This is a genomic window from Acidisoma sp. (assembly GCF_035492295.1).
Taxonomy (GTDB): Bacteria; Pseudomonadota; Alphaproteobacteria; order Acetobacterales; family Acetobacteraceae; genus Acidisoma.
Genome location: NZ_DATJJK010000252.1, coordinates 1 through 24,207, shown reverse-complemented (window position 1 = coordinate 24,207; position 24,207 = coordinate 1). Strand labels below are relative to the sequence as shown.

The window sequence follows — 24,207 nt, the reverse complement described above, 5'->3', positions numbered from 1 at the left end:
CGCGGCCCGCGGTCGCATCCTCACTCTCCGTAAGGCACCCAGATGTTCTTGATCTGCGTCGCGCGGCGCAGATAGTCGCGGCCCTGCGCGCGGCGGCGGTCTCGCCAGTCCAGGCGAATCCCGTGATTGGTCCAGGTATATTTGAGATTTCCGGCGGAAGCCCGCTCCACCGCGGCACTGCCCGCGGCCGTTCCCACATACCAAAGGGCCGCGACATCGTCATGCTGAGCCAGAACCAGGGCCAGTTCCTCCGCATTGCCTGTCACGATGTTCAAGGCACCGCCCGGAAGATCGGAGGTGTCGAGCACCTGATACAGATCGGTCGCGATCAGGGCGTGGGCTGCCGACGGCACCGCGACCACCCGGTTGCCCATTGCCAGTAGCGGCATGACGAGCGAGACGAGCGCCAGCAGTGGGGATTCGTCCGGGCAGACGACACCCACCACGCCCCAGGGCTCGTTCATCGCCAGGGTAACGTTCTGCGTCCGCGTCGCATGCACTGCGCCGTCGTATTTGTCGGCCTGGGCGGCATACCAGAAGATGCGCTGGATGGATTGCGCCACTTCCTCCTTCGCCAGCGAAGCCGAAACGCCGGTCAAGCTTTCGATCCGCTCGGCAAAAGCGGGGGCGCGCGCTTCAAGGTTCTCCGCGAGATAATACAAGACCTGAGCCCGCGCATGAGCGGTCATCGTCTCCCAGCCGCGTGCCTTGTGCGCGGCCTCCACCGCATTGCGGATATCCTTGCGGTTGCCGAGGCCCACCTGCCCCGCGGCATGCCCGGCGGCGTCATGGATCGTCGCGCTATACCCGCTGTCGGGCCGGGCCTGACGCCCACCGACATAGAGTTTGGCAGTGCGGTCGATCCCGGTCTGGGGAGCGAACACGGAAACCTCGGCAGCATAGTCCGGCAACGCCGAGAGCCGCTTTCCCGCCGGCAGCATCGAGGGCGCCACGCTCTCGACCGGCGCCAGATACTCAGCCATGCCCTCCCGTCCGCCCTCGCGGCCGAAGCCGCTTTCCCGGTAACCGCCGAAACCGGCCGCGGCATCGAACTGATTGGTGCAATTGACCCAGACGACACCGGCCTTGAGGCGGCCTGCCACCTCCATCGTCACGTTCAGGCTCTCGCTCCAGACCGAAGCGGCGAGGCCGTAGCGGGAGTTGTTGGCCAGTTCCACGGCCTCCGACAGCGTGCGGAAGGTCGTGCTGGTGACCACGGGCCCGAAGATCTCCTCCTGTGCCAGGGTGGAGGCAGGCTCCACCTCGGTCAGCAGTGTCGGCGGGTAGAACAGCCCCTCTTCCGGCACGGGGGTCTTGGGTTGCCAGCAGACGGCACCCTCCGCGCAGCCCTGCGCCACCAGGCGGCGGATCCGCTGCAACTGCACCGGGGCCACGATGGCGCCGATATCCGTGCTCTTGTCCATCGGGTCGCCCACCCGAAGAAGTTCCATCCGGGCCACGAGCCGGTGGTGAAAGCGTTCCGCGACGCCTTCCTGAACCAGGATGCGCGATCCCGCGCAGCAGACCTGGCCCTGGTTGAACCAGATGGAATCAACCACGCCTTCCACCGCGCTATCGAGGTCGGAATCGTCGAAGACGATGAAAGGCGACTTGCCGCCAAGCTCGAGCGACAATTTCTTGCCCGTGCCGGCGGTCGCCTCGCGAATGCGCCGCCCGACCTCGGTCGAGCCGGTGAAGGCGATCTTGTCGACGCCACCTGCCTCCACCAGCAGCGCGCCGGTGCGGCCGTCTCCGGTCACGATGTTCAGCACACCTGGCGGCAGCCCCGCCTCTCGGCAAATCTCGGCGAAGGCTAGCGCCGTCAGCGGCGTGTATTCAGCGGGCTTGAGAACGACCGTGTTCCCGGCGGCCAGGGCTGGCGCCACTTTCCAGGTCAGCATCAGGAGCGGAAAATTCCACGGAATAATCTGGCCGCAGACACCAAGCGGCCGATGATCCGGAAATTCCGTGTCCACCAGTTCCGCCCATCCGGCGTGATGGTAGAAATGCCGCACGGCAAGCGGCACATCGATATCCCGCGACTCACGGATCGGCTTGCCGTTGTCCAGACTCTCCAGCGTGGAGAAAAGCCGTTCGCGCTTCTGCAGATGCCGCGCGATGGCGTAGAGATGCCGCGCCCGCGCGTGGCCAGAGAGCGCGGACCAGGGGCCGAAGGCGCGCCGCGCCGCCGCCACGGCCTGGGCGATGTCGGCGTCGCCGCCCTGCGCAACCTCGGCCAGAAGACGGCCGCTGGCCGGCTCGGAGACCTCGAAACGCGCGCCGTCGGCCGGGGGTACCCAGGCATTGTCGATGAAATGGTCGAAGCCGCCGTCATGGCTGCGCAGCCATTCCCGCGCCACCGTATCCGCTTCCGGAGCCGGGCCGTAATCCATGGTGGTCAGAATGTCGCGAATGCTCAACTGCATGATGTCAAATCCTGTTCGGAGCGCTCAGGCGGCGGCGTGGCGGATGGAGGAGGAATAACGCCCGGTCACGAAATGCTCGATCTGCCGCTCGATATCGCCCAGCATGGAACTCGCGCCGATGCGGAAGAGGTCCGGCTGCAGCCAGGGGGCGCCGCATTCCTCCTTCATCAGCGTAAGCCAGGTCAGCGCGTCCTTGGCCGTGCGCAACCCGCCCGCCGGCTTGAAGCCCACGCGATAGCCGGTCTCCTCCCCGTATTCCCGCAAGGCGCGGAGCATGACCAGGCTGACCGGAAGCGTTGCGTTGACATCTTCCTTGCCGGTTGAGGTCTTGATGAAGTCGGCACCCGCCATCATGGAGACGAGGCTGGCGCGATAGACGTTGCGCAGCGTCTTGAGGTCGCCAGTGGCCAGGATCGCCTTCAGATGGGCGGGGCCGCAGGCCTCCCGCATCTGCCGCACCTCGTCATACAGGCCGGCCCAGTCCCCGGTCAGCACGAGGGCGCGGGAGATCACGATGTCGATTTCGCGGGCCCCCTCCTCCACCGCATAGCGGATTTCGGCGAGCCGCATTGGCAGCGGCGTAAGACCGGCCGGGAAGGCGGTGGCGACGGAGGCGACGGGAATGCCCGATCCCTCCAGGGCCGCGACCGCGGGCCGCACCATCGTCGGATAGACGCAGACGGCGCCGACCGTCGGCGGGTCATCCGCCAGGCCCATGGCTTCCACAAGATCGTCGCGGAAGGGACGCCGGGCCTTGGCACAAAGGCGCCGCACGCGGCCGGGCGTATCGTCCCCCGCGAGCGTCGTCAGGTCGATGCACTGCACGGCGCGCACCAGCCACGCCGCCTGGTACTGCTTCTTGATGGAACGCCGTGCCGGCAGGGTGGCCGCGCGGCGCGCCACGGCATTGGTATTGACGCGCACGCGCTCCACAAGCTCAAGCCGAAGCGGCGTGCCGTCATTGCGGGGAATATTGCTCGACATGAAGGAGCTCCGTATCGTCTGAGGTGGAAGCGCGCCGCCCTATTCGGCGGCCTTGAGGGCAACGAGCGCGGTCGCCTCGTCGGTCACGAGAACGTTGAGGAGGCGTGCGCGCAGCGCCGCCAGCACAACCGCATGTTTGCGCGGCCCGCAGGCGACGCCGATGGAGACCGATTTCTTGGCTGCCTCGTCGAGCGATAGCCCGACGGTGCGATTGTCCAGCGCCTCGTCGGCGATCCGCCCGTCCCGGTCGATGAAACGGCCGAGCACATCGCCCACCGCGCCGCGCTTGCGCAGGTCGGATAGTTCCCGGTCTTCCAGGCAGCCGGACTGCACGAGAACGGAATCATTGGTCATGCCGCCAAGACCGAAGCAGATCACAGGCGCCTCGCGGCCAAGCTTGAGGACCGAGGCAATGACGGGATCGGCCTCCAGCACGGTGCGTGTCTCGGCGCGGCCGACGATGGCGGGCACGGGGATCAGCGTCGCGAGGCCATCCCCGGCCTGGGCGAAGAGTTCGGCGACGTTGTTGGTGCGGGTCGCCGCAGGGCGGACATTCATGGCGCCGTTCAACAAGACAACTTCGACACCGGGATTCCAGCGGCGCGGCAGCCAGTGGGCGACGGCGGCCATGGTGCGGCCCCAGCTGACGCCGACCAGGCTCGGCCGCGGCTGCAGGGCGGCCAGGAACTGGCCGGCCGCCTGGGCGACGTTATCCGTCAGAATCTCATCATTGCCGCCACCCGCCGCGGGAATGACCACGGCCTCGCGCAGCCCCCAGACGCGCTGGAGACGGCTTTCGAGATCGGGGCGGCGCTGCGTGCGCGGCACGATTTCGATCCGCACCACGCCCTGCTCCCGGGCATCCTTCAGCAATCGCCCGACCTGCCAGCGCGTCAGCCCCAGGGTGCGGGCGATTTCCCCCATCGTCAGGTCGAGGTCGTAGTAGTTCTTGGCCGCCTGGACCATGAGCAGTTCCCGCTGCTCCACCGGCAGGCTGCGAAAATCGACCTCCGCCTCGGAAAGGGACTCAACGCGCTTGGACATTCCGTGCCTCCACTCTGGCCGGCATGCCGAGGATGGGCACCGGCGCCACCGGCGCCGTTATATCCCGCTCGGCAGAGAGGTCATGAAAGATCGGCGTCAGCAGGTCGGTGACGGACCGGTAGCGCTCCAGGGCCTCCTGGTAGCGGCGATGCGCTGCCGGATCGGGTTCCAGGCAGGCACCGTCTCGCGCCACGGCGGCCGCGGCGGCGGTCAGATCGGGAAAGAGTCCGGCCGCGGTTGCGGCCACGGCCGCACAGCCCACGATCGTCAGATTTTCCTCGGCCGCCAGATGCAGCGGCCGGCCGAGCGCATCCACCGTCGCCTGCAACCAAAGCGCGTTGCGCCGGTAGCCGCCGGCCGAGACGATGCGGTCCATGGCGATGCCGAGCATCTCCGCCTGCGCCACCACATTGGCCGAGGCAAGCGCCACGCCTTCGGCGGCGGAGCGGTACAGCGCCGCACGATCATGGCCGAGCGAGAGGCCCAGCACCGCGCCGCGCAGCTGCGGATCGCGGTAGGGTGTGCGATTGCCCATGAAATAGTCGAGCGTGAGCAGGCCGTGGTCGCCCACTGGCCGCCCGGCGGCCTCGGCGATCAGTGCCTGGGTTCCGGCCTCATCCAGGCCGAAGATCGTGCGGCTGAGCCAGGAGAGCACCGACCCGGCCGACACCTGGCCACCCTCCACCAGCCAGAGGTCGTCCAGCAGGGCATCCGGGTAGGGCCCCCAGAAGCCCGGCAAAGGCTGCTCTGCCGGGACATGGAACAGATGAACAACGGAGGTGCCCCCGATCATCAGCAGCTTGCCCGGTGCGACCGTATCGGCACCGAGAACGCCGATATGGGCGTCGATCCCGCCCTGGGCGAGCAGGGGCCGGCCGCTGAGGCCCAGATGCTCGGCCGCGGCCGCTGAGAGCCGACCGATCGCGCCGCCCACGGGCACGACAGGCTGCGGCAGCCGCTCCAGCAAATCGGGAATGCCGAGCGCGTCATAGAGCGCAGGATGGAAGCAGCCGGCCGGGGGATCGTAATTCCATTTGCAGGTAGCGTTCATGCGCGAGGCGACCCAACGGCCGCTGAGCTGGAAATTGATCCAGTCCAGGCATTCGCAGATGCGGTCCGCGGCGTGCCAGATGTCCGGCTCACGCCGGCGCAGCCACATCGCCTTCGGCACCAGCCATTCGGCGGCATCCGAGCCGCCGGAAAAGCGCATCACCGGATGGTCGGTTTTGGCTGTGCGCGCGGCTTCCTCGCCCGCCCGGCAATCCATCCAGAGCAGCGCGGGGCGCAGCGGCGTGCCGTCCTCCCGGCACGCCACGACGGTGGAAGCCGTGGTCGCAACGGAGACGGCGACGATCTCCGGATGGCCCGCCGCGGCTATCGCCTGGCGGCTCGCGCGGCCAAGGGCGCGCCACCATTCCTCAGGGTTCTGTTCCGCCCAGCCCGGATGGGGATGGCGCGTTTCATAGCCGCACTCGGCGGATGCCAGGATCGCGCGCCGCTCGAGGTCGAAGACACCGACCCGCGCGCCACCCGTGCCAAAATCCAATCCCAGCATCAGGCCCATGTTTTGTTTCCCCCCGCCGTCCGTTCCCGTCTTATGGCAGGAACATCACCTTGGAGATGAATTCGTTCCTTTCACGGAATTTCGTGAACATGTCGGGCAGTGCTTCAAGGCCGAGTTCGTGGGTGATCATGAATTCCCATTTGAGTTCGCCTGAGCCGAGCGCTTCCAGCGCGGCCGTCCATTGCCGGCCGGGGAACGGCGCGCCGAAGGAGTTCCAGGACCCGTGCAGGGAAATCTCCTGACGCAGCATATGGTTGAAGCTTGACTGCTCCAGCGTCACCTCAGTGGTCGGAATGCCGATGAAGACGACATGGCCGCCCGGCCCCGCCAGGCGGATGGCGAGATTGGCGGTGGAGGGATGGCCCGCCGCCTCGATCACGAGGTCCGCCGCCGGCAGCTCGGGCATTGTGTCATGGCTGCGGAAGCAATGGGTTGCCCCGGCTTCGCGCGCCTGCTCCAGCTTCTCGTCGGAGAGGTCGACCGCCACGATCTCGCGAATGCCCATCAGCCGCATCCACTGGATGGCGAAGAGACCGATCGGGCCGCAACCGACGACGGCGCCGACCTGGCCGAGCCGGACCGGCGTCTTCCAGATCGCATGAAGCGCGATGGAGGCGGGGTCCGCCATGGCGGCCGCCCGCGGGTCGATGCCGCGCGGCGCCTTCAGGAGATTGCCAAGCGGCACCACCACATATTCCGCGTAGGCGCCGTCCCGGCGGCTGCCGAAATAATCATAGTCCAGGCAGCGGGAAAAATTCCCCGCCAGGCACTGGCGGCAATGCCGGCAGGGAATCAGCGGTGCCACGGAGACGAGTTCCTGCGTCTGCCAGCCTTCGATCCCCTCGCCAAGCTCCACGATATGGCCTGAGAACTCGTGCCCGCAGATGATGGGCATACGATGCGCACCCTTGGTGAGCATGCGCGGGATGTCCGATCCGCAGACGCCGCAGGCGGCGACGCGGAGCAGTACCTCATCCGCGCCGGGCGCGGGTTTGGCGACGTCTTCGATCCGGATGTCTCCCGGAGAATACATGACAGCGGCACGCAAGAGGAGCGCTCCTCGTCCTGGAATGATCGTTCATGTGCCGCCCCCCGGCCCCTGGCGGGGCGCGAGAGGAATTCACATATGTGATTCGAGTGCTCTGAGGTGATTATAGGTCCTGGTGCCTGCGTGTCAATCCGGGCCAACCCTCAGATCATGGTGCGGAGAGGTTACTTCCACCCCTCCGCATCACGCCTCAGTTTTGACTGCTCCACCCCCCGAAGCTCTGCACATTCTCGCGCGTCACCAGGGTTGGCGCCAGCAGCACGATTTTGCTCGCGGGCTTCGTCCCGTTCAGGATGCCGACGCCGATGCGATAGGACTCGGACGCCATCTTGTACGGTGCTTGCGCTGCCGAGGAGCGAATGAGGGAATGCGGGTCCTTCAGCGCCGCAATCACATCCGGGGATCCGTCAACGGAGGTGATGAAGAACTCATGGCGCCCCATCTGCTTGGCTGCCAAATCGACGCCGATCGCCGTCGGGTCATTGATGGCGAAGATGGCGTCGATCTTGGGAAACTGCGTCAGGATCCCCTGCCCCACCGCGAAGCCGCCATCGCGGGACGCTTGGCCATTCTGGTTGGACGAGAGGATGTGAATGTTCGGATTGACGGCAAGGGCTTTTTTGCATCCCGCGACGCGGTCCACGATGGCGCTGATCTGAGGTCCGTTGACGATGACGACATTGCCGCCGCCTGCCGGCAGGTGCTTCACGATGTCGTCGCAGGCCTCCCATCCGGCTTTGACATTGTCCGTCATCACCGTGATGTCGGCGCCCTGGGCTGCCACATCAAAGGCAGCGATCACCATGCCGGCTGCCTGCGCCTGCTTTACGGCAGGCGCGATCGCCACCGGATCGACCGCATTCAGCATCACGATCTGCGCACCCGCCGCCATAAAATTCTGGATCTGCGTGAACTGCTTGCTGAGGTCGTAGTCGGCGGAAACGGCTGTCACCTTCGCGCCCGGCGTGAGGTGCTTCGCCGTCTCCTCGATGCCGCGATCGGTCACGGCATAGTAGGGATTACCGAGCGAGCCGACCGTGATGCCGACAAGCTTGACGTCGGCCGCCCGGGCGGGAAGGCTCAACCCGGCGCCGAGTGCCAAGGCAAGGCCGGAGCAGACAAGGCGACGCATTCTGGACGTCCTGGTCATGTTTTTCTTTTCCACGATTCTTGTTGTTATTGTTTTACGCTGAGGGAGGATGCGCCTCTCTCAGACTTTGAAGATCCTGAAACAGGCCCTCCGATCCCTCGAGCAGCCGCCCATAGAAGGCGGCGCGGCGCTCGTACTCCTCCCGGACTGCCGGGTTCGGCGTGATTCTCTCATCCAAAGGCTTGTTGAAAGACATCGCGCTGGCGGAAAGGTCCGCGAACACACCCACAGCCTTCCCCGCAACCAAGGCACTGCCGAGTGTACCAAATTCGTCGCGGTCAAGCCGTTCATAGTCAAGACCGAGAACATCCGACTTGATCTGTCGAAAAACCCGGCTGCGCGCGCCGCCGCCGATATTGAGGACACGGCGGTAGGCAAGCTCGGGCGCAATCGCCCGCACGGAGCGCAGATAGGCGCTGTATTCGTAGGCGATGCTCTCCATGACGGCGCGGAAGATCTCTGCCTGGCCATGCCGCCAGGTCAGGCCGAAAAAGGCGCCGCGCATGCTGGTATTGTTGGGCGTGTTGCGGCCGCCCATATGGGGGAGGAAGAAAAGATCGTCCGCGCCCGGCGGTACCCCCGCCGCAAGCGTGTCCAGCTTCCGGTAGGCGTCGCCATCCGCAGCAGCTCCCTGCGCCGTCGCGAAGGTATCGCGGAACCAGCGCAGATTGAGGCCGCCCCCCGCGACATAGGCCATGGCGTAATAGAGACCTGGTACGACATGGGGACAGGTCATCAGGGTCTTGTATCGTCCGTCCGTTTCGAAACGGTCGATGACGGTGGAAAGGACGGAGGCTGTGCCGGCCGTGTCGAAGACCATGCCGGGTGCCACGATGCCGGCCCCGAGCACATTCGCCGCCTGGTCGCCGCACCCGGCGGCGATGGGCGTGCCCACCAGAAGCCCGGTTAGCCCGGCAGCCTCCCGGCTGACGGTGCCGATGATCTCGGTCGGCTCCACGATGCGCGGTAGCTTTGCCTCATCAAGCCCGAAGGCCTGCAGAAGGTCGGTGTTCCAGCAGCCGCGTGCCGTGTCCGCGAAGGGGGTGAAATTGAGATAGGTGCGATCCATGAAGCTCGCGTCCCCGCGCAGTCCCGCTAACCGGCCCGCTACATAGGGCGCGGGCGGGATGAAGCTTCGGATACGGCGCCAAGTGGCAGGCTGTTCATCCCGCCAATAGAGGATCTTGGGGCCGTGATTGTAGGAAGGCACGCAGCCCGAACGCGCGAGGATCGCATCCTCATGCCGCTTCAGCGCCGGCAGCTGACCGGCGCAGCGGTTATCCAACCAGGAATCGTAATGCGTGGGTGTGTCCCAGTCGGCGTCGATGGTGCAGACGCCGCCCATCTGCCCGTCCAGCGCGATGCCGGCGATACAGCCCGGGGTCACGCCGCTCTCCGCGACGGCTGCGCGAACGGTGCGCAGGACGGAGCCGAAGATGTCGTCCGGCCGCTGCTCCACCCAGCCCGGACGCGGATAGAGGAGCACGGATTCCTCGAAGGCCGAACCCAACTGCCGGCCCTGCAGGTCATACACCGCCGCCTTCGTGCCCATGGTGCCGATATCGACACCCAGCAAACAGGTCTTGTCCAAGCTTCGCATCCTCTCAGGCCCGCGCACGGGGGTGCCTATGCTGCGCCCAGTCGCTGCTCGTCCGCCCGCGTCCAGCCGCCGACGCCGGCCGGCCGCGCGATGGTCCTGACCGCCGTCAGCTCCAGATCTGCGAGGCCCGGGAAAATGGCGATCTTGCCGCAGACCTCGCCGGCCGCGACGGACCGAACGGCGTCGGGCAGCGCCTCGAAGCCGCAAACGGCCTCGAGATTGCCGGCAAGATCGAGATCACCCGAGAGGACGCGCGCCAGCACCTCCTTCTGGTCCGCCACCGTGCATCCGGTCGATCCCGTCAGCCGGGTGCCATGGCAGCTGATCTGGCCGAGCGGCAGGGGACGCCCCGCGCCGAAGGGCGTGCCTGCGAAGATCACCAGCATGCCGCCGGGCCGCAGGAGGCGGGCGCCCCGCTCGATCGCCGTGAGGTCAGGCGCCGCGACCACCACATCGTCGCAGCCCTGCGGTGCGAGATGCCGAAGCGCTTCCTCCAGGTCCGTGTCGGCCAGGATTTCGAGCCTGGATCCGCGCCGTGCCGCGAGCGGGCCGAAATCCGCACGCAGGGCGTCAAGCCGAGCCCTCTGGCGGCTGACGGCGATGACGAGGTCCGGCCCCTCGGCCAGTTCCAGCGCACGGTGCAGGTGGATGCGGCCCATGGCGCCGCCTGCGCCCAGAATGAGGGTGGTGCCGCCGGGGGCGAGATCGAAGCGATTGCGCGCCGTGCCGAAAGCCGCGTCGATGGAAGGTCCCGGCGCACCCACGATGCTCAGCGCGCGGTAGTGAATGAGCGCCGGATCGATCCGGCAGCTTGCCGCGTCATCCCCGGGCCCGACCAAAGCGAGCAGGCCGCCATCGGCCAGACGGGCAAAAGCCGCCTCCGTCAGAGCCGGATCGAAGGCGCCACAGAGGATGATGTCGTCAAAGCGCGCATCGCCGAGGGCGGCGAGATCCGCGACCTGGGAGAGACGCGCGGCGTGGTGCTGCGCCCATTCTGCGACCGCGGGCGGTGCCGCGATCAGCACCGCCTCGGCGACCGCAAGATCGGCCTCGAGCGTCATCGCCTCCCCGTGCGGGAGGCCCAGGAGCAGCAGCCGGCCACCCGGACGCAGCGCCGTGCGGCAATTCGGGCGATAGGCAGCTTCGACGCAGGCATAGGGTTCGAGCATGGCGACCGCCGCTGAACTCATCTCCTCCGGCACCGGAAAGACATAAGGGTCCGGGCCGCCCAGCACATGATCGTCGAGAATGAGGTATTGGCCGAAGCCGCCCGCGAGATCGATGCCGATTGTGGTGCGCTGGCCGTCCCGGACGATCGCGGGCTGGAGCCCCAGCCGCTGCCCGGGCCTGTAGCTTTCCCGCCAGTTTGCACCGACATCCCAGACCGTCAGCGCCACTTCATGACCCAGCACGATGGGTGATTGCGCGAGATCCCGGCCCTTGAACAGCGGATGCGCAGAGCCCATGCGCATGAGCTTGACGTCCGAGGAACAGACGCAGACGGCATCGACCCGGGCGATGACCTCATGGGGTGCGGCCGGCCTCAGGGGCTCGGCCACTGACTTTCCATGCAGGCCGAGCCCTTCCTGCACATTGCCGAAGAAGGGCCAGACATGATTGGCGATGGGCGCACCCGTCACCATGATTCTGGACCCGCCGGTGCCGCAAGGGCAGAGCAACCACCTGCCCGTGCCAGCCCTGCTGGCGATAACTCGACCACTGAGACCTCCCGCGCGGCTCTTTTGCCTCTGTCAGGCAGGCCGCTTTCCTCAAGGACGCTGGCAGAGAGCAGGACCGTCGCCGGTCCTGTCCGGCTCGCGGTTTCCGATCTTCACATATGCTTATTAAGCTTTCTTATGTGAACTTCATAGCCGCAAGCCGCGACGGCTGTCAACGCGCATCGCGCGACGATCCCGCCTGCGCCCAACTGGGCATTGTCGGAAATGTTCCGGCCAATGCGCAACCGGCGCCGGCGCGGTTGCCCTGTCGGCCTCCATGCCGGCCGACAGGGCAGGTTCAATGAGGCGCTGCGCGTCCCGGTTTACATGGCCTGCGCGAAGGTGAGCGCTAGCGGACAGCCAATCGCGATCATTGCTCTATCAAGGCAAACCCACCCCGCGACCGCCTGCCCGCCTCTGCTGGATGACGACAGCAACCACGAGGAGAAGACCTTGGGCGATGTCCTGCCAGAAGCTGTTGACGTTGAGGATGATCAGCCCGTTCTCCAGCACGCCGAGCAGAATGACCGCCAGAATTGTGCCAACGATGGTGCCCCGCCCGCCCTGCAGCGCCACACCGCCGAGTGCTGCTGCCGTGATCGACTGCAATTCCAGTCCCTGGCTGCCGGATGTCGGTTGGCCCGATCCGGTGCGTGCCGTCAGCAGAACGCCGGCGATAGCGGCGACGAATCCCACCAACATGTAGCAGCCGATGATGTAGCGATTGAGCGGAATGCCGGCCAGGCGTGCCGCCGTGGCATTGCCGCCGACTGCATAGATGTTGCGGCCGATATCAGTGTAATGGAGCATCAGCTGCACGAGAAGCGCGACCAGCAGAAGAATCCAGATCAGCACGGGAATGCCCAACATGTCGCCCCGTGCCAGGAAGACGAAGAAATGATTCATGCCCGTATAGCCCTGGGCACGTCCGTCCGAAATCAGGTTGGCGGCGCCGCGATAGGCGGCGAAGGTCGCCAGCGTCGCGATCACCGCATTCACGCGCCCATAGATGATGACGACACCGTTGAGCAGGCCAAGAACGAGGCCAAGTGCCAGAGCTGCCAGAATGCCGGCAAGCGCGCTGCCCGTCGCCATGAAGACCATGGCAGAAACGACCGAGGTAAGCCCGGCCTGACTGCCAACGGAAATATCCAACCCGCCGAGCAGCATCACCACGGTCTGTACGACCGCCAATACGCCGACGATCGCGACCGTCGTACCGATCGTCGCGATATTGCTCGCGTAGAAGAAGTTGCCGTTCTGCAGGCCGATGAATAGCACAAGAAGCAGAAGCGCCAGCAACAGACTGATGTTTTGCGCGCCGATCAACGCCCAGGCGCGGCGGAGGGCGGGAAGGCGCACCTTCGGCGCGAGCGCGGACGAGCCGCCTGCCGGATTTGTCATGCGGCGTCCTCCAGGATCGCGAGGCTGAGTATCTTTTCTTCCGTGGCATCGTGCCGGTCCAGCTCGCCCCGTACGCGGCCGCCCTGCATGACCACGATACGGTCCGCCAGGCCGAGCACTTCGGGCAGTTCCGAGGAGATGACCAGGATGGCGCTGCCCTCGGCGGCCAGCTTGTCGATGATGGCATAGATATCGGCCTTGGCGCCGACATCGACACCGCGCGTCGGCTCGTCCAGGATCAGCAGTTTCGCGTCCCGCGCGAGCCACCGCGCAAGCACGGTCTTCTGTTGATTGCCACCGGACAGGGTAGAGACTTCCTGCTCGATCGTCGGGGTGCGTATCCGCAATTCCTGCACATAGTGCCGCGCGATCCGGCTCTCCTTCGAGCGGCTGACGACGCGGAAGCGCTGCAAACGGCCGAGGATGGCAAGGCAGATGTTGTCCCGCACCGACCGTTTCATCAGCAGCGCCTGTTGCTTGCGTTCCTCGGGGGCGAGCGCAATTCCGGCTCTGACGGCATCGCGTGGCGAGGCGAGGCGTAGAGGCCGTCCGTCCACCTCGATCTGCCCGGAGACAAGCGGCGTATCGCCGATTACGGCATGGGCGAGTTCAGTACGGCCGGCCCCCACGAGGCCGGCCAAGGCCACCACCTCCCCGGCGCGCACCTCGAAGCTGATATCCTGCACGTCTTCAGTCGACACATGGCTAAGTTTCAAAACCGTTCGACCGACCCGCCGCTCGCTCCGCCGAAATAGCGCGGACAGATCCCGTCCTACCATCATGCGGACCAGTTCCGGCTCGTCGGTTTCCGCCGCCAACCGCTCGCCGACGGTGGCACCGTCCCGCAGCACCAGGATGCGGTCCGCGATGCGGAAGATCTCCTTCATGCGGTGGGAGACGTAGATGACGGCAATCCCTTCCGCGCGCAATTGTCCGATAAGGCGAAAGAGGCTTTCCACCTCATGGTCCGAGAGGGAGGATGTCGGTTCGTCGAATGCGATGACACGCGCTTGGCCGATCAGCGCGCGCAAAATCTCGACAAGCTGCCGTTGGGCCGGAGACAGGCTGCGACCCATCTGCTCAGGCCGCAGCACGCCTGAAAAGCCGTAACGGGCAAGATCCTGTTCCAGCCGCGCGCGCAGGGCGCTCCGGTCAAAAAAGTGGCCGCGGCGCGGCAAAGTCCCGGCATAGACATTCTCGGCCACAGAGACATCCGGAATGATTTCCGGCTCCTGGACGACCACGCGAATGCCCGCATCGCGCGCCGCGATCGGCGTCGCGAAGCGCATCTCGACGCCCGCCACATGAATGGTGCCGTCGTCAGGCTGATGAACGCCGCTCATCAGCCTCAGCAGCGTCGACTTGCCGGCGCCGTTCTCACCCATCAAGGCCAGGACCTCACCGGCCCTGGCCGTAAGGGTGACCCCGCGCAGCGCCTGGACCGCGCCGAAGCGCTTGGCCACGGAGTCCAGGCTCAGCACAATCTCTCCCGTCATCGGATGCGGGGCTTCAGCTGCAACTGCCCATGACGGATTTCCAGTTCTCCGGCGTCACGATCGTCGTGGTCGCCACGGTCTTCGCAGGCAGCGGCGTGTGATTGCGGATGCTGTCGACCAAAACCCTTACGGCGGCGCTACCCACATCATGCCCGCTGATGAAAAGCGCGGCCTTGTTGCCGGAGGCCTGGCCGGCCTTCCAATCCTTGCAGGTCAGATAGGCACCCAGGCCGACGCCGATGATGTTGTCTGCCTTCATGCCGGCATTGGCGAGCGCGGTGACAGCGCCGGTTTCGTTCTCGTCATTGCATCCCCAGACGACCCAGTGGGAGATCTGCGGATTTGCCGTCACAACCGCCGAAGTGCGGTTCTGCGAGTCGACGACGGAATTGTCCGTGCCGATCTTGATGATCGTCGGCATCTCTCCGCCGGTTACAGCCTTGAAACCATCCTCCTCGCCGCGCTCACGATCCTGGCAGACAGAAAGCTGTTCCTCGAAAGCGGCCGCAATGCGCGTTTCACCCGCTTTCCAGCCTGCCTTCTTGTAGAACTCGCCGGCGGCTTTCCCGACTTTGTAGCCCATCTGATAGCCATCGAAGCCGACGAAGGCGGCAAGTTGGCCGGTGCCGCTCTTGATCGGATCGTCGGAAGCAACAAGCGGGATCTTGGCACGGTCCGCCATGTCAACGACCTGCGGTCCAATCTGCTGATCCGGCACGACGATGGCGATGCCATTCACCTTCTGCCCGACCATGACGTTCATCGCACTGATGGCGGCGTTCGAATCCATCTGCACGTTGACGACATTGACCTTCACATGGCCGAGTGTCTTCGCTTCGTCACGCGCGCCCTGCGCCTCGTCCACGAAATACTGCTGGTCCCCCTGCTTCTGGATATAGGCGATGGTGAGCTGGGAATCCGCGGCCGCAGCAGCCGAAACGCAGCCGGCACTGGCAAGCCCGGCCGCTGCCATCGTCAGCATCCATGCAAAATGCATTGAAGTCTTATCCATTGATCGCTTCCCCTCTATTTTACTTATTATTGTTGCGACACAGCTAAAGGCAGGAAGATCGAGATCGGGTCTCGCGGCCCACATCCTGTAGAAGCTTCTTTTTGTCTGGTCGGACGCCTGGGCACGTCGGACGACCCATCAAATGTCCGATGCGTTGGCGCGTCAAGTCCACTTCTCGCATCACAGCGACATCAGGATGCCTTCTTCGCCTCCTTCTCCTCGACGTGCAGATCCTTGGCCGCGACAGTCAGCAATCGCCGCATGGCGCGGTCGGCGCGCAACTCGTTGCGAAGCCTGATCGCCTCGAGAACCTCCGCATGTACGCCGAAGGCCTCGTCATCGGAGGGCGCAGTCTCGGTCGACAGCCGAAAGGCCGCGAGCAGAACGGACGAAATCGTTCCTCCCCATTGTTCCAGAAAGAGATTGCCGCTGGCACGCAGCACCGCGACGTGGAAGTCGAGATCTGCCTGAACTCGATCGTTGATGCTTGCCGCAGCGCGCATGCGGTGAAAGGCATCTTCGATCACGGCAAGCTGGCCGGCGGAAGCGTTGGCAGCGGCAAGCGCCGCCGCCCCGGGTTCGATCAGCATTCGGCATTGCAGCAGACTGGTCAGAATACGCGCGTCCAGATCGCCACCGCACCAGGAAAGCACTTCCGGATCCATGAGGTTCCAACTGCTGCGCGGCCGCACGCGCGTGCCGATGCGTGGCCGCACTTCGACCAGACCCTTGGCGCTGAGGACCTTGACCGCCTCCCTCATGGCGGAGCGGCTGACGCCACGCTCCACACTCAACTCCTCCATGCTCGGCAGGATCTCGCCCTCCGCAATCTCACCGGAAAGGATCCGCCGCGCCAGAGTCGCCACCACAGTCTGGTGGACCCGTGGGCGGGTCATATTTCCGACTTGCATACTCTATACATCCGACTAATCTACCCGAACAATCATACACATTCCCGGCTGTAAGGGAAGAAAAAGGGGGAGAGAACGGTGACAAAAATGTCTTTTCTCAAGGCGCTAGCGGTTTTGTGCGGCCTCGGCGCCGGGTTGGCCGCTCCCATGGCGCAGGCGGCCAATCCGACGGCAATCGGAGCGATCTACCTGGATTCCCAGGGCTACTATGCCGGTGTCCGGGCCGGCGTGCAGGCAGGTGCGGCGTCGATGGGTCGGCCCATCAGGCTGGTCGAGACGACTGCGCAGGATGATCCATCAAAGGAAAGTGCCTTCATCGATACCCTTATCTCGGCGAATGTGAAGGCGATTCTGCTCTCGGCTGTCTCGGCCGAAGGCTCGGTGCATGCCATCCGCCGCGCGCATGAGGCGGGCATCCCGGTTGTCTGTTACAATACCTGCATCTCCGACAAGGCGATGAAGAAATACGTCTATGCCTATGTCGTCGGCGACCCGGTCGCCTTCGGCGCCAAGCTGGGCGAAGCGGCGGCGGACTACTTCGTGAAGGCCGGACTGACCGCACCCAAGATCGGCGTGGTCAACTGTGAGTTTGTCGAGGTCTGCATCAATCGCCGGAAGGGTTTCGTCGCAGCACTCATGAAGCGCGTGCCTGGCGCCACCCTGGTCGATAACCAGCAGGGAACGACGGTCGATGCCTCTCTTGCCGTGTCGGAGAAGATTCTGACGGCGCACCCTGATCTCGATGCCTTTTTCGGCGAATCCGGCGGCGCCACGCTCGGTGCGACCCGCGCCGTGCAGCAGAGCGGCCGTAAAGTGGTCGTGTTCGGCAGCGACATGACGACCGACATTGCCCATGCCCTGGCCGACCATTCGATACTGAAAGCGGTCGTCGATATTTCCGGCAAGCAAGTGGGCCATCTTGCCATCCAGCAAGCCATGAACGCGGTGGAAGGCAAGCCGCAGCCCGATCCGATCGTCCCCGCCGAGATCGACCTCTACACAACGCCCGCGCAAGCCAATGCCTGGCTGCAGTCGCATAGCGACGGCATTCCCTAAGCGGGCGCCTCTGACATGACGACAACGCAAGGGGCGCCGGTCGCGGAGCTTCGCGGTGCGTTCCGCCGCTATCCTGGCGTCGTTGCGCTCGATGGCGTCGATTTCTCGGTGCAGCCTGGGGAAGTGCGCGCCGTGCTGGGCAAGAATGGCGCCGGCAAATCGACGCTCATCCGGCTCCTGACCGGTGCTGAGACGCCGGATGAGGGCATCGTGCTACTGGGCGGAGAGCCCTTTCGCGAGCAGGGCGGGGGCCGCACGCGGGAGGCGACGCGGCGCGGGTTGCGTGCGGTCTATCAGGAACTCAGCCTCGTTCCCAGCATGAGCATCGCGGAGAATATGTTTCTCGGCGCTTGGCGCAGGCGCGGCGGCATGCTGGACCATGCCGCGATGGTCGTGGAGACACACCATGCCTTGCATCGGCTCGGCCTCGATCTCGACCCTCATCTGCCCGTCTCGGCGCTCAGCCCGGCTGCCCGCCAGATGGTGGAAATCGCCCGCGCCTTCCTCGGCACGCCCCGCCTCGTCATCCTCGATGAGCCGACAAGCTCCCTTGCCGCGGCGGAAGTGGACCAGGTTTGCTCGGCGGTGCGGGCGGCAGCTGACCAGGGTGTTGCCGTCCTCTATGTCAGCCACCGGATGAACGAAATCCGAAGGCTCGCGGACAGCGCGACCGTGCTGCGCGATGGGCGCATCATCTCCACGCTGCCTGTCGCGGAAGCCCGTACGGAGGATATCGTCCAGATGATGCTCGGCCGGGTCGCCCAGGCGCAGAGGGTCGAGCCGCGCACGGGCGGCCAGCCCTTGCTCTCCGTGCGCGCCCTGTCCCTGCCCCCCAAGCTCGCCAACGTCTCTTTCGAACTGCGTGCGGGCGAGGTGCTCGGCATCGCGGGCCTGCTCGGCTCAGGCCGGACAGAGTTGCTGGAGTCAATCCTGGGCCTGCGCAAGCCCGAGGCCGGCACCATTCTCGTAGACGGCGCATCCGTACCCCGGCGTAGCTACAAGGGGATGATCCGACGTGGCTTCGGCTATACGCCGGAAAGCCGCAAGGAAGACGGAATCATCCCTCTGCTCGGGGTTGATGAGAATACGGTAATCACTGATTTCCGGCGGGTCGACCGTGCGGGCGTGCTCTCAGGAGATGCGATCGCCCGCGTCACGCGCACAATCATCGACCGGCTCCATGTCAAAACCGCTGCCACTTCCACACCGGTCGTGACACTGTCCGGCGGCAACCAGCAGAAAGTCGTGATTGGGCGCTGGATACACGCGCGGTCACGCATCCTGCTGTTGGATGAGCCGACGCGCGGCGTCGATGTCGAGGCCAAGCGCCAGATCTACGACATCATCCGCAGCCTTGCGCGCGAGGGGCGCGCCATTCTCTTCGTGTCGAGCGAAATCGAAGAGCTGGACCAGGTCTGCGACCGTGTTCTCGTACTACGCCAGGGCTGTATGGCTGAGGAGCACCAGGCACCAGATATCGATGCGGAGCGGCTGCTCGCCGCCTGCCTTGGCTGAGGATCATATCATGACAGTTTCTACAGTCACTCCGGCTTTGCCCCGCCGCGCGATCCTCCCTCTCGGCCGCCATGTCAACGAGCTTGGCCTCGTCGCCATCATTCTCCTGCTCTACGTGGTCTTCGGCTCGATCTCGCCTGGTTTCCTCAGTGCCAACAACCAGGTGAATATTCTGCGCGATGGCTCGACCATCGGCATCGCTGCCTGGGCGCAGACGCTCGTCATCGTCGCGGGAGAGATCGACATCAGCGTCGGTCCCATGGTCGCTTTCATCTCGGTCATCATGGCCTTCGCCCTGAAGGACAATATGCCACTCGGTCTGACCCTTGGTGGCGGGCTGATACTGGGCGCACTGCTCGGCAGCGTCGCGGGGGTGCTCCGGGGCGTCTTCAACGTTCCCTCCTTCGTCGCGACTCTCGGTCTGTGGAGCGCATTGCGCGGGCTGGCCCTTTTCATGACCAACGCCTTGCCCGTCAGCTTTGCCGATAACGACACGTTGGACTGGATCGGAGACAATGTCTTCGGCCTGCCCGTCTCGGCCGTGGTCATGATTGTCCTTTTTGCGATCTTCGTTTTCGTGTCACGCAAGACGGCCTTCGGGCGATCGGTCTATGCCGTCGGCGGAAATGCCAATGCCGCGCATCTATGCGGCATTAATGTCACCCGCATTCGCATTCTGATCTTCACGCTGTCCGGTCTCATGGCGGCGGTCACCGCCATCATGCTGCTCGCCCGCCTGGGCACCGGCAATGCGGGCGCCGCCTCGGGGCTCGAGTTCGATGTCATTGCCGGTGTCGTCGTGGGCGGCACCTCGCTGTCAGGGGGCCGCGGCTCCATGCTCGGGACGTTGCTTGGCGTCTTGACCATTACTGTCATCGGCGACGGGCTGGTGCTCTACGGCATCAATTCCTTCGTGCAGGATGTGGTTCGTGGCGTCATCATCGTGGCGGCCGTTCTTCTTAATGTCGCAGCATCGCGCCGGTCCGGCCGCTGATCATCGCTTCAGGAGAATTTCCATGGCAAAAATGTTGGCCGCTTTCCTTCCGGGCGACGACCGCGTCGATCTGCGCGAGATCCCAGTCCCCGAGCCCGGGATCGGTCAGGTCCGGCTGCGCATGAAGGCCTCGGGCCTGTGTGGAAGCGACATTCACTATATTTACCACAAGCATGTCGGCGAGGGTGGCGCGAAGTATCAGGGCGTCGTGGCGGGGCATGAGCCGAGCGGCCAGGTGGAAAGCCTCGGGCCTGGCTGTCGTCATTTCAAGGCCGGGGATCGCGTCGCTGTCTATCACATCTCGGGCTGCGGCTTCTGCCGCAGTTGCCGCAAGGGCTACCAGATCAGCTGCACCGATCCGCGGCGGGCGGCATACGGCTGGCAGCGTGACGGCGGCCATGCCGAATGTCTCATCGCGGATGAGAAGGACCTCGTGAAACTGCCCGACAGCCTCACCTATGAGGACGGGTGTTTCATCTCCTGCGGGGTCGGCACTGCCTATGAGGGCATCCTGCGGGGCGAGGTGTCGGGCAGCGATACCGTGATGGTGGTGGGCCTCGGCCCGGTCGGGCTGGCAGCCCTCATGTTGGCGCAGGGACGCGGCGCCAAGATGACAGTCGGTGTCGATACCCAAGCCGAGCGGGTTGAGGCCGCGCGGCGGCTCGGCCTTGTCACCCACGGCTTCGTCGCCAGTCCGGAAACGCTCGACGCGGTGCGGGACGTGACCCGCGGAGGTGCGACCGTCGCTCTCGATTGCTCGGGCAATGCGCGTGGTCGTCTGCTGGCGCTGCAGGGCACCCATAGCTGGGGCCGATGCGTCTATATCGGGGAGACGGGTGAGGTCACCTTCAAGGTCAGCGATGATCTGATGCATCAGCAACGGCGGATCATCGGCTCCTGGGTCACCAGCCTGCACAACATGGATCAATGCGCGGAGGATCTTGCGGATTGGAAGCGCTACCCGCGTGATCTTATCACAGACCGCTTCAGCCTGACCCAGGCGGCGGAGGCCTATGCCCTCGCGGCGAGCGGGCGGGCTGGCAAGATCATCCTGCGAATTGCAGAATGACAGACCATGGCATCACCCTCTTCCGGAGGGGGCTCACGGCCGATCTCGACCGGCGCGGAGCGATCATCGCCGGTCTTTGGTGGCAAGGGGCAAATGGCACGCGCCATCCTCTGATGCGAGATGGCAGCATGCATGGCGGCGATCCCTTACGAGCGAGCTGTTTTCCGCTCCTGCCATTCGGCAATCGCGTAGCGGGCAATCGCTTCACTGCCGGCGGCCAAGACTACAGTCTGGAGCCTAATCAACCCTGGGATTCGCATTACCTGCATGGGGACGGCTGGCTGAGCCTTTGGACCGTCGAACAGGTAAGCGATGCCGCCGCGCGTTTCACCCTCCGGCACGCGGCCCAGCCGGGCCAGCCTTACGCCTATGAGGCCGCCATCGACTACATCGTCACGGAGGCACCGGCCCTCGCGATGACGATGACGCTGCGGAACACGGCGACGGCGGCCATGCCCTTCGGGCTCGGCCTGCATCCCTATTTCCCGCTCACACCCGAAACGCGGCTGCACGCCCGCGCGGCGCGCTTCTATACAGAAGATGCCGCCTTCATGCCTGGGCCAGAAGCCCCCCGGCCAGCCGATCTCGACTTTACCCGGCCGGCGCGCCTGCCTCGCCGCTGGCTCAACAACGGCTTCGCCGGCTGGGACGGCCGGGCCCGCATCACCTGGCCGGAATCGAGACTTGCGCTCGCCATCGATGCAGACGGGGCATTTTCTCACTACTTCCTCTTCATGTCCGATACCGCCTTCGAGCCGGGCTTTGCGGGCGAGTATTTTTGCTTCGAACCCATGACCCATCGAGCTGATGGCCACCATGCGGAGGACCTCGGTGGCCTTGCGTTGCTGGCGCCTGGCGAGGTCATGACCGCCCGTGTCGTTTTTACGCCAGAGGAGACAGCCGCATGAAGATCACCGGCATCCGCACCGTCGTCGTCAATGCCGAAATGCGCAACTGGATCTTCGTGCGCGTGGATACGGATCAGCCCGGTCTCTATGGCTGGGGCGAGGCGACCTTGGAATGGAAAACCCGAGCCGTTACGGGCGCTGTGGAGGATCTCGCCCCACTGATCATCGGCCGCGATCCGCGGGACATCGAGAATCTCGTTCGCATCATGCACAAGCACGGTTTTTGGCGCATCGGGGTTATCGGCAGCAGCGCGATCGCCGGCATTGAAGTGGCACTCTGGGATATTTTCGGCAAGAGCGTGGGCCTGCCGGTCTGGAGGCTCCTCGGCGGCCGCACGCGGGACCGGGTGCGGGTCTATACCCATCTCGGCCTCGGCCAGATCGATGCCGTCTACAACACCATGTCCGCAGGAGCGTTGATCGAGCGCGCCCATGAGGTCTTGGCCCGCGGCTACCAAGCCATGAAGCTCGTCATCATCCCCTATACCCATTACACGGCGCCCAATCGCGCTGTCGACGACGTTGCGCGCATGATGCAGGATTTGCGCGCGGCTGTCGGCGACGAGGTGGATTTGATGGTCGATTTTCATGGCCGCTGCGCCTCCGCCGGCGCCGCGCTGCACTACATCGATGCGCTTTCAGCCGGACGGCCACTGTTTGTGGAAGAGCCTCTTCCTCCGCAGGATGTGGCGGGGCTGAAGGCCATTGCCGGCCGCACCCATGTCCCCCTCGCCGCTGGCGAGCGGCTCGTGGACCGGTGGGAGTTCGAGCCGATCTTTGCCGCGCGCGCCATCGACGTCGCTCAGCCCGACCTCTGTCATGTCGGCGGTTTCACGGAAGCGCGCAAGATAGCGGCCATGGCGGAACTCGCCGGCATCGGCATCGCGCCGCACAATCCTCTCGGCCCACTTGCCGGCGTCGCTGCGCTGCATTTTGATATTGCGACGCCGAATTTCGTGATTCAGGAGGAGATGGTGGGCGCCGTGCCCTGGTATGGGGAGGTGCTGCAAGGCCCGATCCGGATGGTGGACGGGCATTGGCAAATCCCCGAGGCCCCAGGGCTGGGCGTCGAGATTGACGAGACAGTTGCCGCCCGGCATCCCTTCAAGCAGGAAATCATGGCCGCGACGGAAGCCGTGCTTCCGGACGGCACCGTGGTCGATTGGTGAGCGCCATGTCGGGAAGACTGCAGGACAAGATCGCCATCATCACCGGCGCCGGGCGCGGCATCGGTGCGGCAACCGCCCGCGCCTTTGCCGGGGCCGGGGCGGTGGTCGTCATCGCCGAACGCGACAAGGACACGGGTTCAGCCATGGCGGCCGAACTCGCCGAGCTCGGCGCGCGCAGCCTGTTTCTCGAAACCGATGTCGCAGACATCCGCGCCGCAGAGGCGGCTGCTCAGGCAGCGCTTGCGGCCTTTGGGCGTATCGACGTGCTCGTCAACAATGCCGGCATCAATGTCTTTCATGAACCGTTGGAGACGACGGAGGCGGAGTGGAAGCGCTGCTTTGCCGTGGATCTCGAAGGGGTCTGGCATATGTGCAAAGCCGTTTTGCCGGCGATGCTCTCTCAGGGCGGTGGCAGTATCGTCAACATCGCGTCCAGTCATTCCACGACGATCATTCCCGATACCTTCCCCTACCCCGTGGCGAAGCACGGGCTACTCGGCCTCACCCGGGCGCTTGGCATTCAATATGCCGCGCGTGGCGTGCGGGTGAATGCCGTGTCCCCCGGCTATATCGAGACCGATCTCGCGCGGGACTACTGGAACACCTTCCCCGATCCTGTGGCGGAGAAGCAGAAGGTGTATGATCTTCATCCGCCCAGGCGCATCGGCCGTCCGGAGGAAGTCGCCATGACCGCGCTCTTTCTTGCCTCGGACGAAGCACCTTTCATCAACGCGACGAGTATCGCGATCGACGGTGGGCGCTCGGTGCTCTATCACGACTGATGGGCTCGGCCGCGTCCATGCGGCTCCGCTCATCGCCAGCGCGCAAAGGCGACGCACATCGGCGTGCCGATCGGCAAGGGGTGCCGAGCTGCTTTCAAATCGCCACTTGCAGCGTCAATGACAAAGAAAGAGACATTGTCGCCATTCTGATTGGCGGCGGCGAGGAAGCGTCCGGAGGGATCCGTCGTGAGTCCGCGCGGTGTGGCACCGCCGCAGGGCGTATGGCCGAGGAGTGTCATCCGCCCCGTTCGGGCATCGAGTGCCAGGCCGGCTATGCTGTCATGCCCTCGGTTGGAGACATAGACGAAGCGGCCATCTGCGCCCAAAGCAATGTCGGCGCTGTGGTTGTCTTTGATG

The 24,207-nt window shown here is 65.1% G+C and carries 20 protein-coding genes; 7 read left to right on the top strand and 13 right to left on the bottom strand.

Annotated elements, in window-relative coordinates:
- Nucleotides 1–20 precede the first annotated feature (20 nt).
- The 12 genes from VL752_RS19050 to VL752_RS18995 all read right to left on the bottom strand — a co-directional run bounded on the left by VL752_RS19050 (nucleotide 21) and on the right by VL752_RS18995 (nucleotide 16,342).
- Nucleotides 21–2,426 (bottom strand): aldehyde dehydrogenase family protein, encoded by a 2,406-nt coding sequence (locus tag VL752_RS19050; RefSeq protein ID WP_325357669.1) that lies wholly within the window; start codon nucleotides 2,424–2,426, stop codon nucleotides 21–23.
- Nucleotides 2,427–2,450: 24 nt separating this feature from the next.
- The gene (gene deoC / locus VL752_RS19045; RefSeq protein WP_325357668.1) at nucleotides 2,451–3,410 is read right to left on the bottom strand and encodes a deoxyribose-phosphate aldolase; all 960 of its coding nucleotides are present in this window, start codon (nucleotides 3,408–3,410) and stop codon (nucleotides 2,451–2,453) included.
- 39 nt (nucleotides 3,411–3,449) lie between these two features.
- Nucleotides 3,450–4,454: a sugar-binding transcriptional regulator gene (locus VL752_RS19040; protein WP_325357667.1), complete on the bottom strand. Its 1,005-nt coding sequence runs from the start codon at nucleotides 4,452–4,454 to the stop codon at nucleotides 3,450–3,452.
- Nucleotides 4,438–6,018 carry an FGGY-family carbohydrate kinase gene (locus VL752_RS19035; protein WP_325357665.1) on the bottom strand — a complete coding sequence of 527 codons (1,581 nt, stop codon included), beginning with the start codon at nucleotides 6,016–6,018 and terminating at the stop codon, nucleotides 4,438–4,440. The genes VL752_RS19040 and VL752_RS19035 overlap by 17 nt, the downstream gene beginning before the upstream one ends.
- Nucleotides 6,019–6,049: 31 nt before the next feature.
- On the bottom strand, nucleotides 6,050–7,066 hold the full coding sequence (locus VL752_RS19030; protein WP_325357663.1) for a galactitol-1-phosphate 5-dehydrogenase: 1,017 nt from the start codon (nucleotides 7,064–7,066) through the stop codon (nucleotides 6,050–6,052).
- Between the two features lie 190 nt (nucleotides 7,067–7,256).
- Complete coding sequence (locus tag VL752_RS19025; RefSeq protein WP_325357661.1) at nucleotides 7,257–8,198, bottom strand: ABC transporter substrate-binding protein; 942 nt, start codon at nucleotides 8,196–8,198, stop codon at nucleotides 7,257–7,259.
- A 52-nt stretch (nucleotides 8,199–8,250) separates the two neighbouring features.
- Nucleotides 8,251–9,807 (bottom strand): xylulokinase, encoded by a 1,557-nt coding sequence (locus VL752_RS19020; protein ID WP_325357659.1) that lies wholly within the window; start codon nucleotides 9,805–9,807, stop codon nucleotides 8,251–8,253.
- 35 nt (nucleotides 9,808–9,842) lie between these two features.
- The gene (locus VL752_RS19015; protein ID WP_325357657.1) at nucleotides 9,843–11,459 is read right to left on the bottom strand and encodes an alcohol dehydrogenase catalytic domain-containing protein; all 1,617 of its coding nucleotides are present in this window, start codon (nucleotides 11,457–11,459) and stop codon (nucleotides 9,843–9,845) included.
- A 456-nt stretch (nucleotides 11,460–11,915) separates the two neighbouring features.
- A complete protein-coding gene (locus tag VL752_RS19010) occupies nucleotides 11,916–12,938 on the bottom strand; it encodes an ABC transporter permease (RefSeq protein ID WP_325357655.1) in 1,023 nt (340 codons plus the stop codon).
- On the bottom strand, nucleotides 12,935–14,419 hold the full coding sequence (locus VL752_RS19005; protein WP_325357653.1) for a sugar ABC transporter ATP-binding protein: 1,485 nt from the start codon (nucleotides 14,417–14,419) through the stop codon (nucleotides 12,935–12,937). The genes VL752_RS19010 and VL752_RS19005 overlap by 4 nt, the downstream gene beginning before the upstream one ends.
- Before the next feature lie 28 nt (nucleotides 14,420–14,447).
- Nucleotides 14,448–15,446 carry a substrate-binding domain-containing protein gene (locus tag VL752_RS19000; RefSeq protein WP_325357651.1) on the bottom strand — a complete coding sequence of 333 codons (999 nt, stop codon included), beginning with the start codon at nucleotides 15,444–15,446 and terminating at the stop codon, nucleotides 14,448–14,450.
- A gap of 191 nt (nucleotides 15,447–15,637) precedes the next feature.
- Nucleotides 15,638–16,342, bottom strand: coding sequence for a FadR/GntR family transcriptional regulator (locus tag VL752_RS18995; RefSeq protein ID WP_325357649.1), 705 nt, complete (start codon nucleotides 16,340–16,342; stop codon nucleotides 15,638–15,640).
- A gap of 102 nt (nucleotides 16,343–16,444) precedes the next feature.
- On the opposite strand from VL752_RS18995, the gene VL752_RS18990 reads away from it, so the two are divergent.
- The 7 genes from VL752_RS18990 to VL752_RS18960 are packed head-to-tail and all read left to right on the top strand — an operon-like array spanning nucleotide 16,445 to nucleotide 23,850.
- Nucleotides 16,445–17,413, top strand: coding sequence for a substrate-binding domain-containing protein (locus tag VL752_RS18990; protein ID WP_325357679.1), 969 nt, complete (start codon nucleotides 16,445–16,447; stop codon nucleotides 17,411–17,413).
- Between the two features lie 15 nt (nucleotides 17,414–17,428).
- The gene (locus VL752_RS18985; RefSeq protein WP_325357647.1) at nucleotides 17,429–18,928 is read left to right on the top strand and encodes a sugar ABC transporter ATP-binding protein; all 1,500 of its coding nucleotides are present in this window, start codon (nucleotides 17,429–17,431) and stop codon (nucleotides 18,926–18,928) included.
- 10 nt (nucleotides 18,929–18,938) lie between these two features.
- Nucleotides 18,939–19,922: an ABC transporter permease gene (locus VL752_RS18980; RefSeq protein ID WP_325357645.1), complete on the top strand. Its 984-nt coding sequence runs from the start codon at nucleotides 18,939–18,941 to the stop codon at nucleotides 19,920–19,922.
- Between the two features lie 22 nt (nucleotides 19,923–19,944).
- Nucleotides 19,945–20,991 carry a zinc-dependent alcohol dehydrogenase family protein gene (locus VL752_RS18975; protein ID WP_325357643.1) on the top strand — a complete coding sequence of 349 codons (1,047 nt, stop codon included), beginning with the start codon at nucleotides 19,945–19,947 and terminating at the stop codon, nucleotides 20,989–20,991.
- Complete coding sequence (locus VL752_RS18970) at nucleotides 20,988–21,899, top strand: aldose 1-epimerase (RefSeq protein ID WP_325357641.1); 912 nt, start codon at nucleotides 20,988–20,990, stop codon at nucleotides 21,897–21,899. Before VL752_RS18975 ends, VL752_RS18970 begins: the two co-directional genes overlap by 4 nt.
- Entirely contained in the window at nucleotides 21,896–23,068 is a 1,173-nt protein-coding gene (gene dgoD, locus VL752_RS18965; protein ID WP_325357639.1) for a galactonate dehydratase, read from the top strand. The genes VL752_RS18970 and dgoD overlap by 4 nt, the downstream gene beginning before the upstream one ends.
- Nucleotides 23,069–23,073: 5 nt before the next feature.
- A complete protein-coding gene (locus tag VL752_RS18960; RefSeq protein ID WP_325357637.1) occupies nucleotides 23,074–23,850 on the top strand; it encodes an SDR family oxidoreductase in 777 nt (258 codons plus the stop codon).
- Between the two features lie 29 nt (nucleotides 23,851–23,879).
- Here the strand turns inward: VL752_RS18960 and VL752_RS18955 are convergent.
- A partial coding sequence (locus tag VL752_RS18955) for a lactonase family protein (protein ID WP_325357635.1) occupies nucleotides 23,880–24,207 on the bottom strand: 328 nt, incomplete at its 5' end.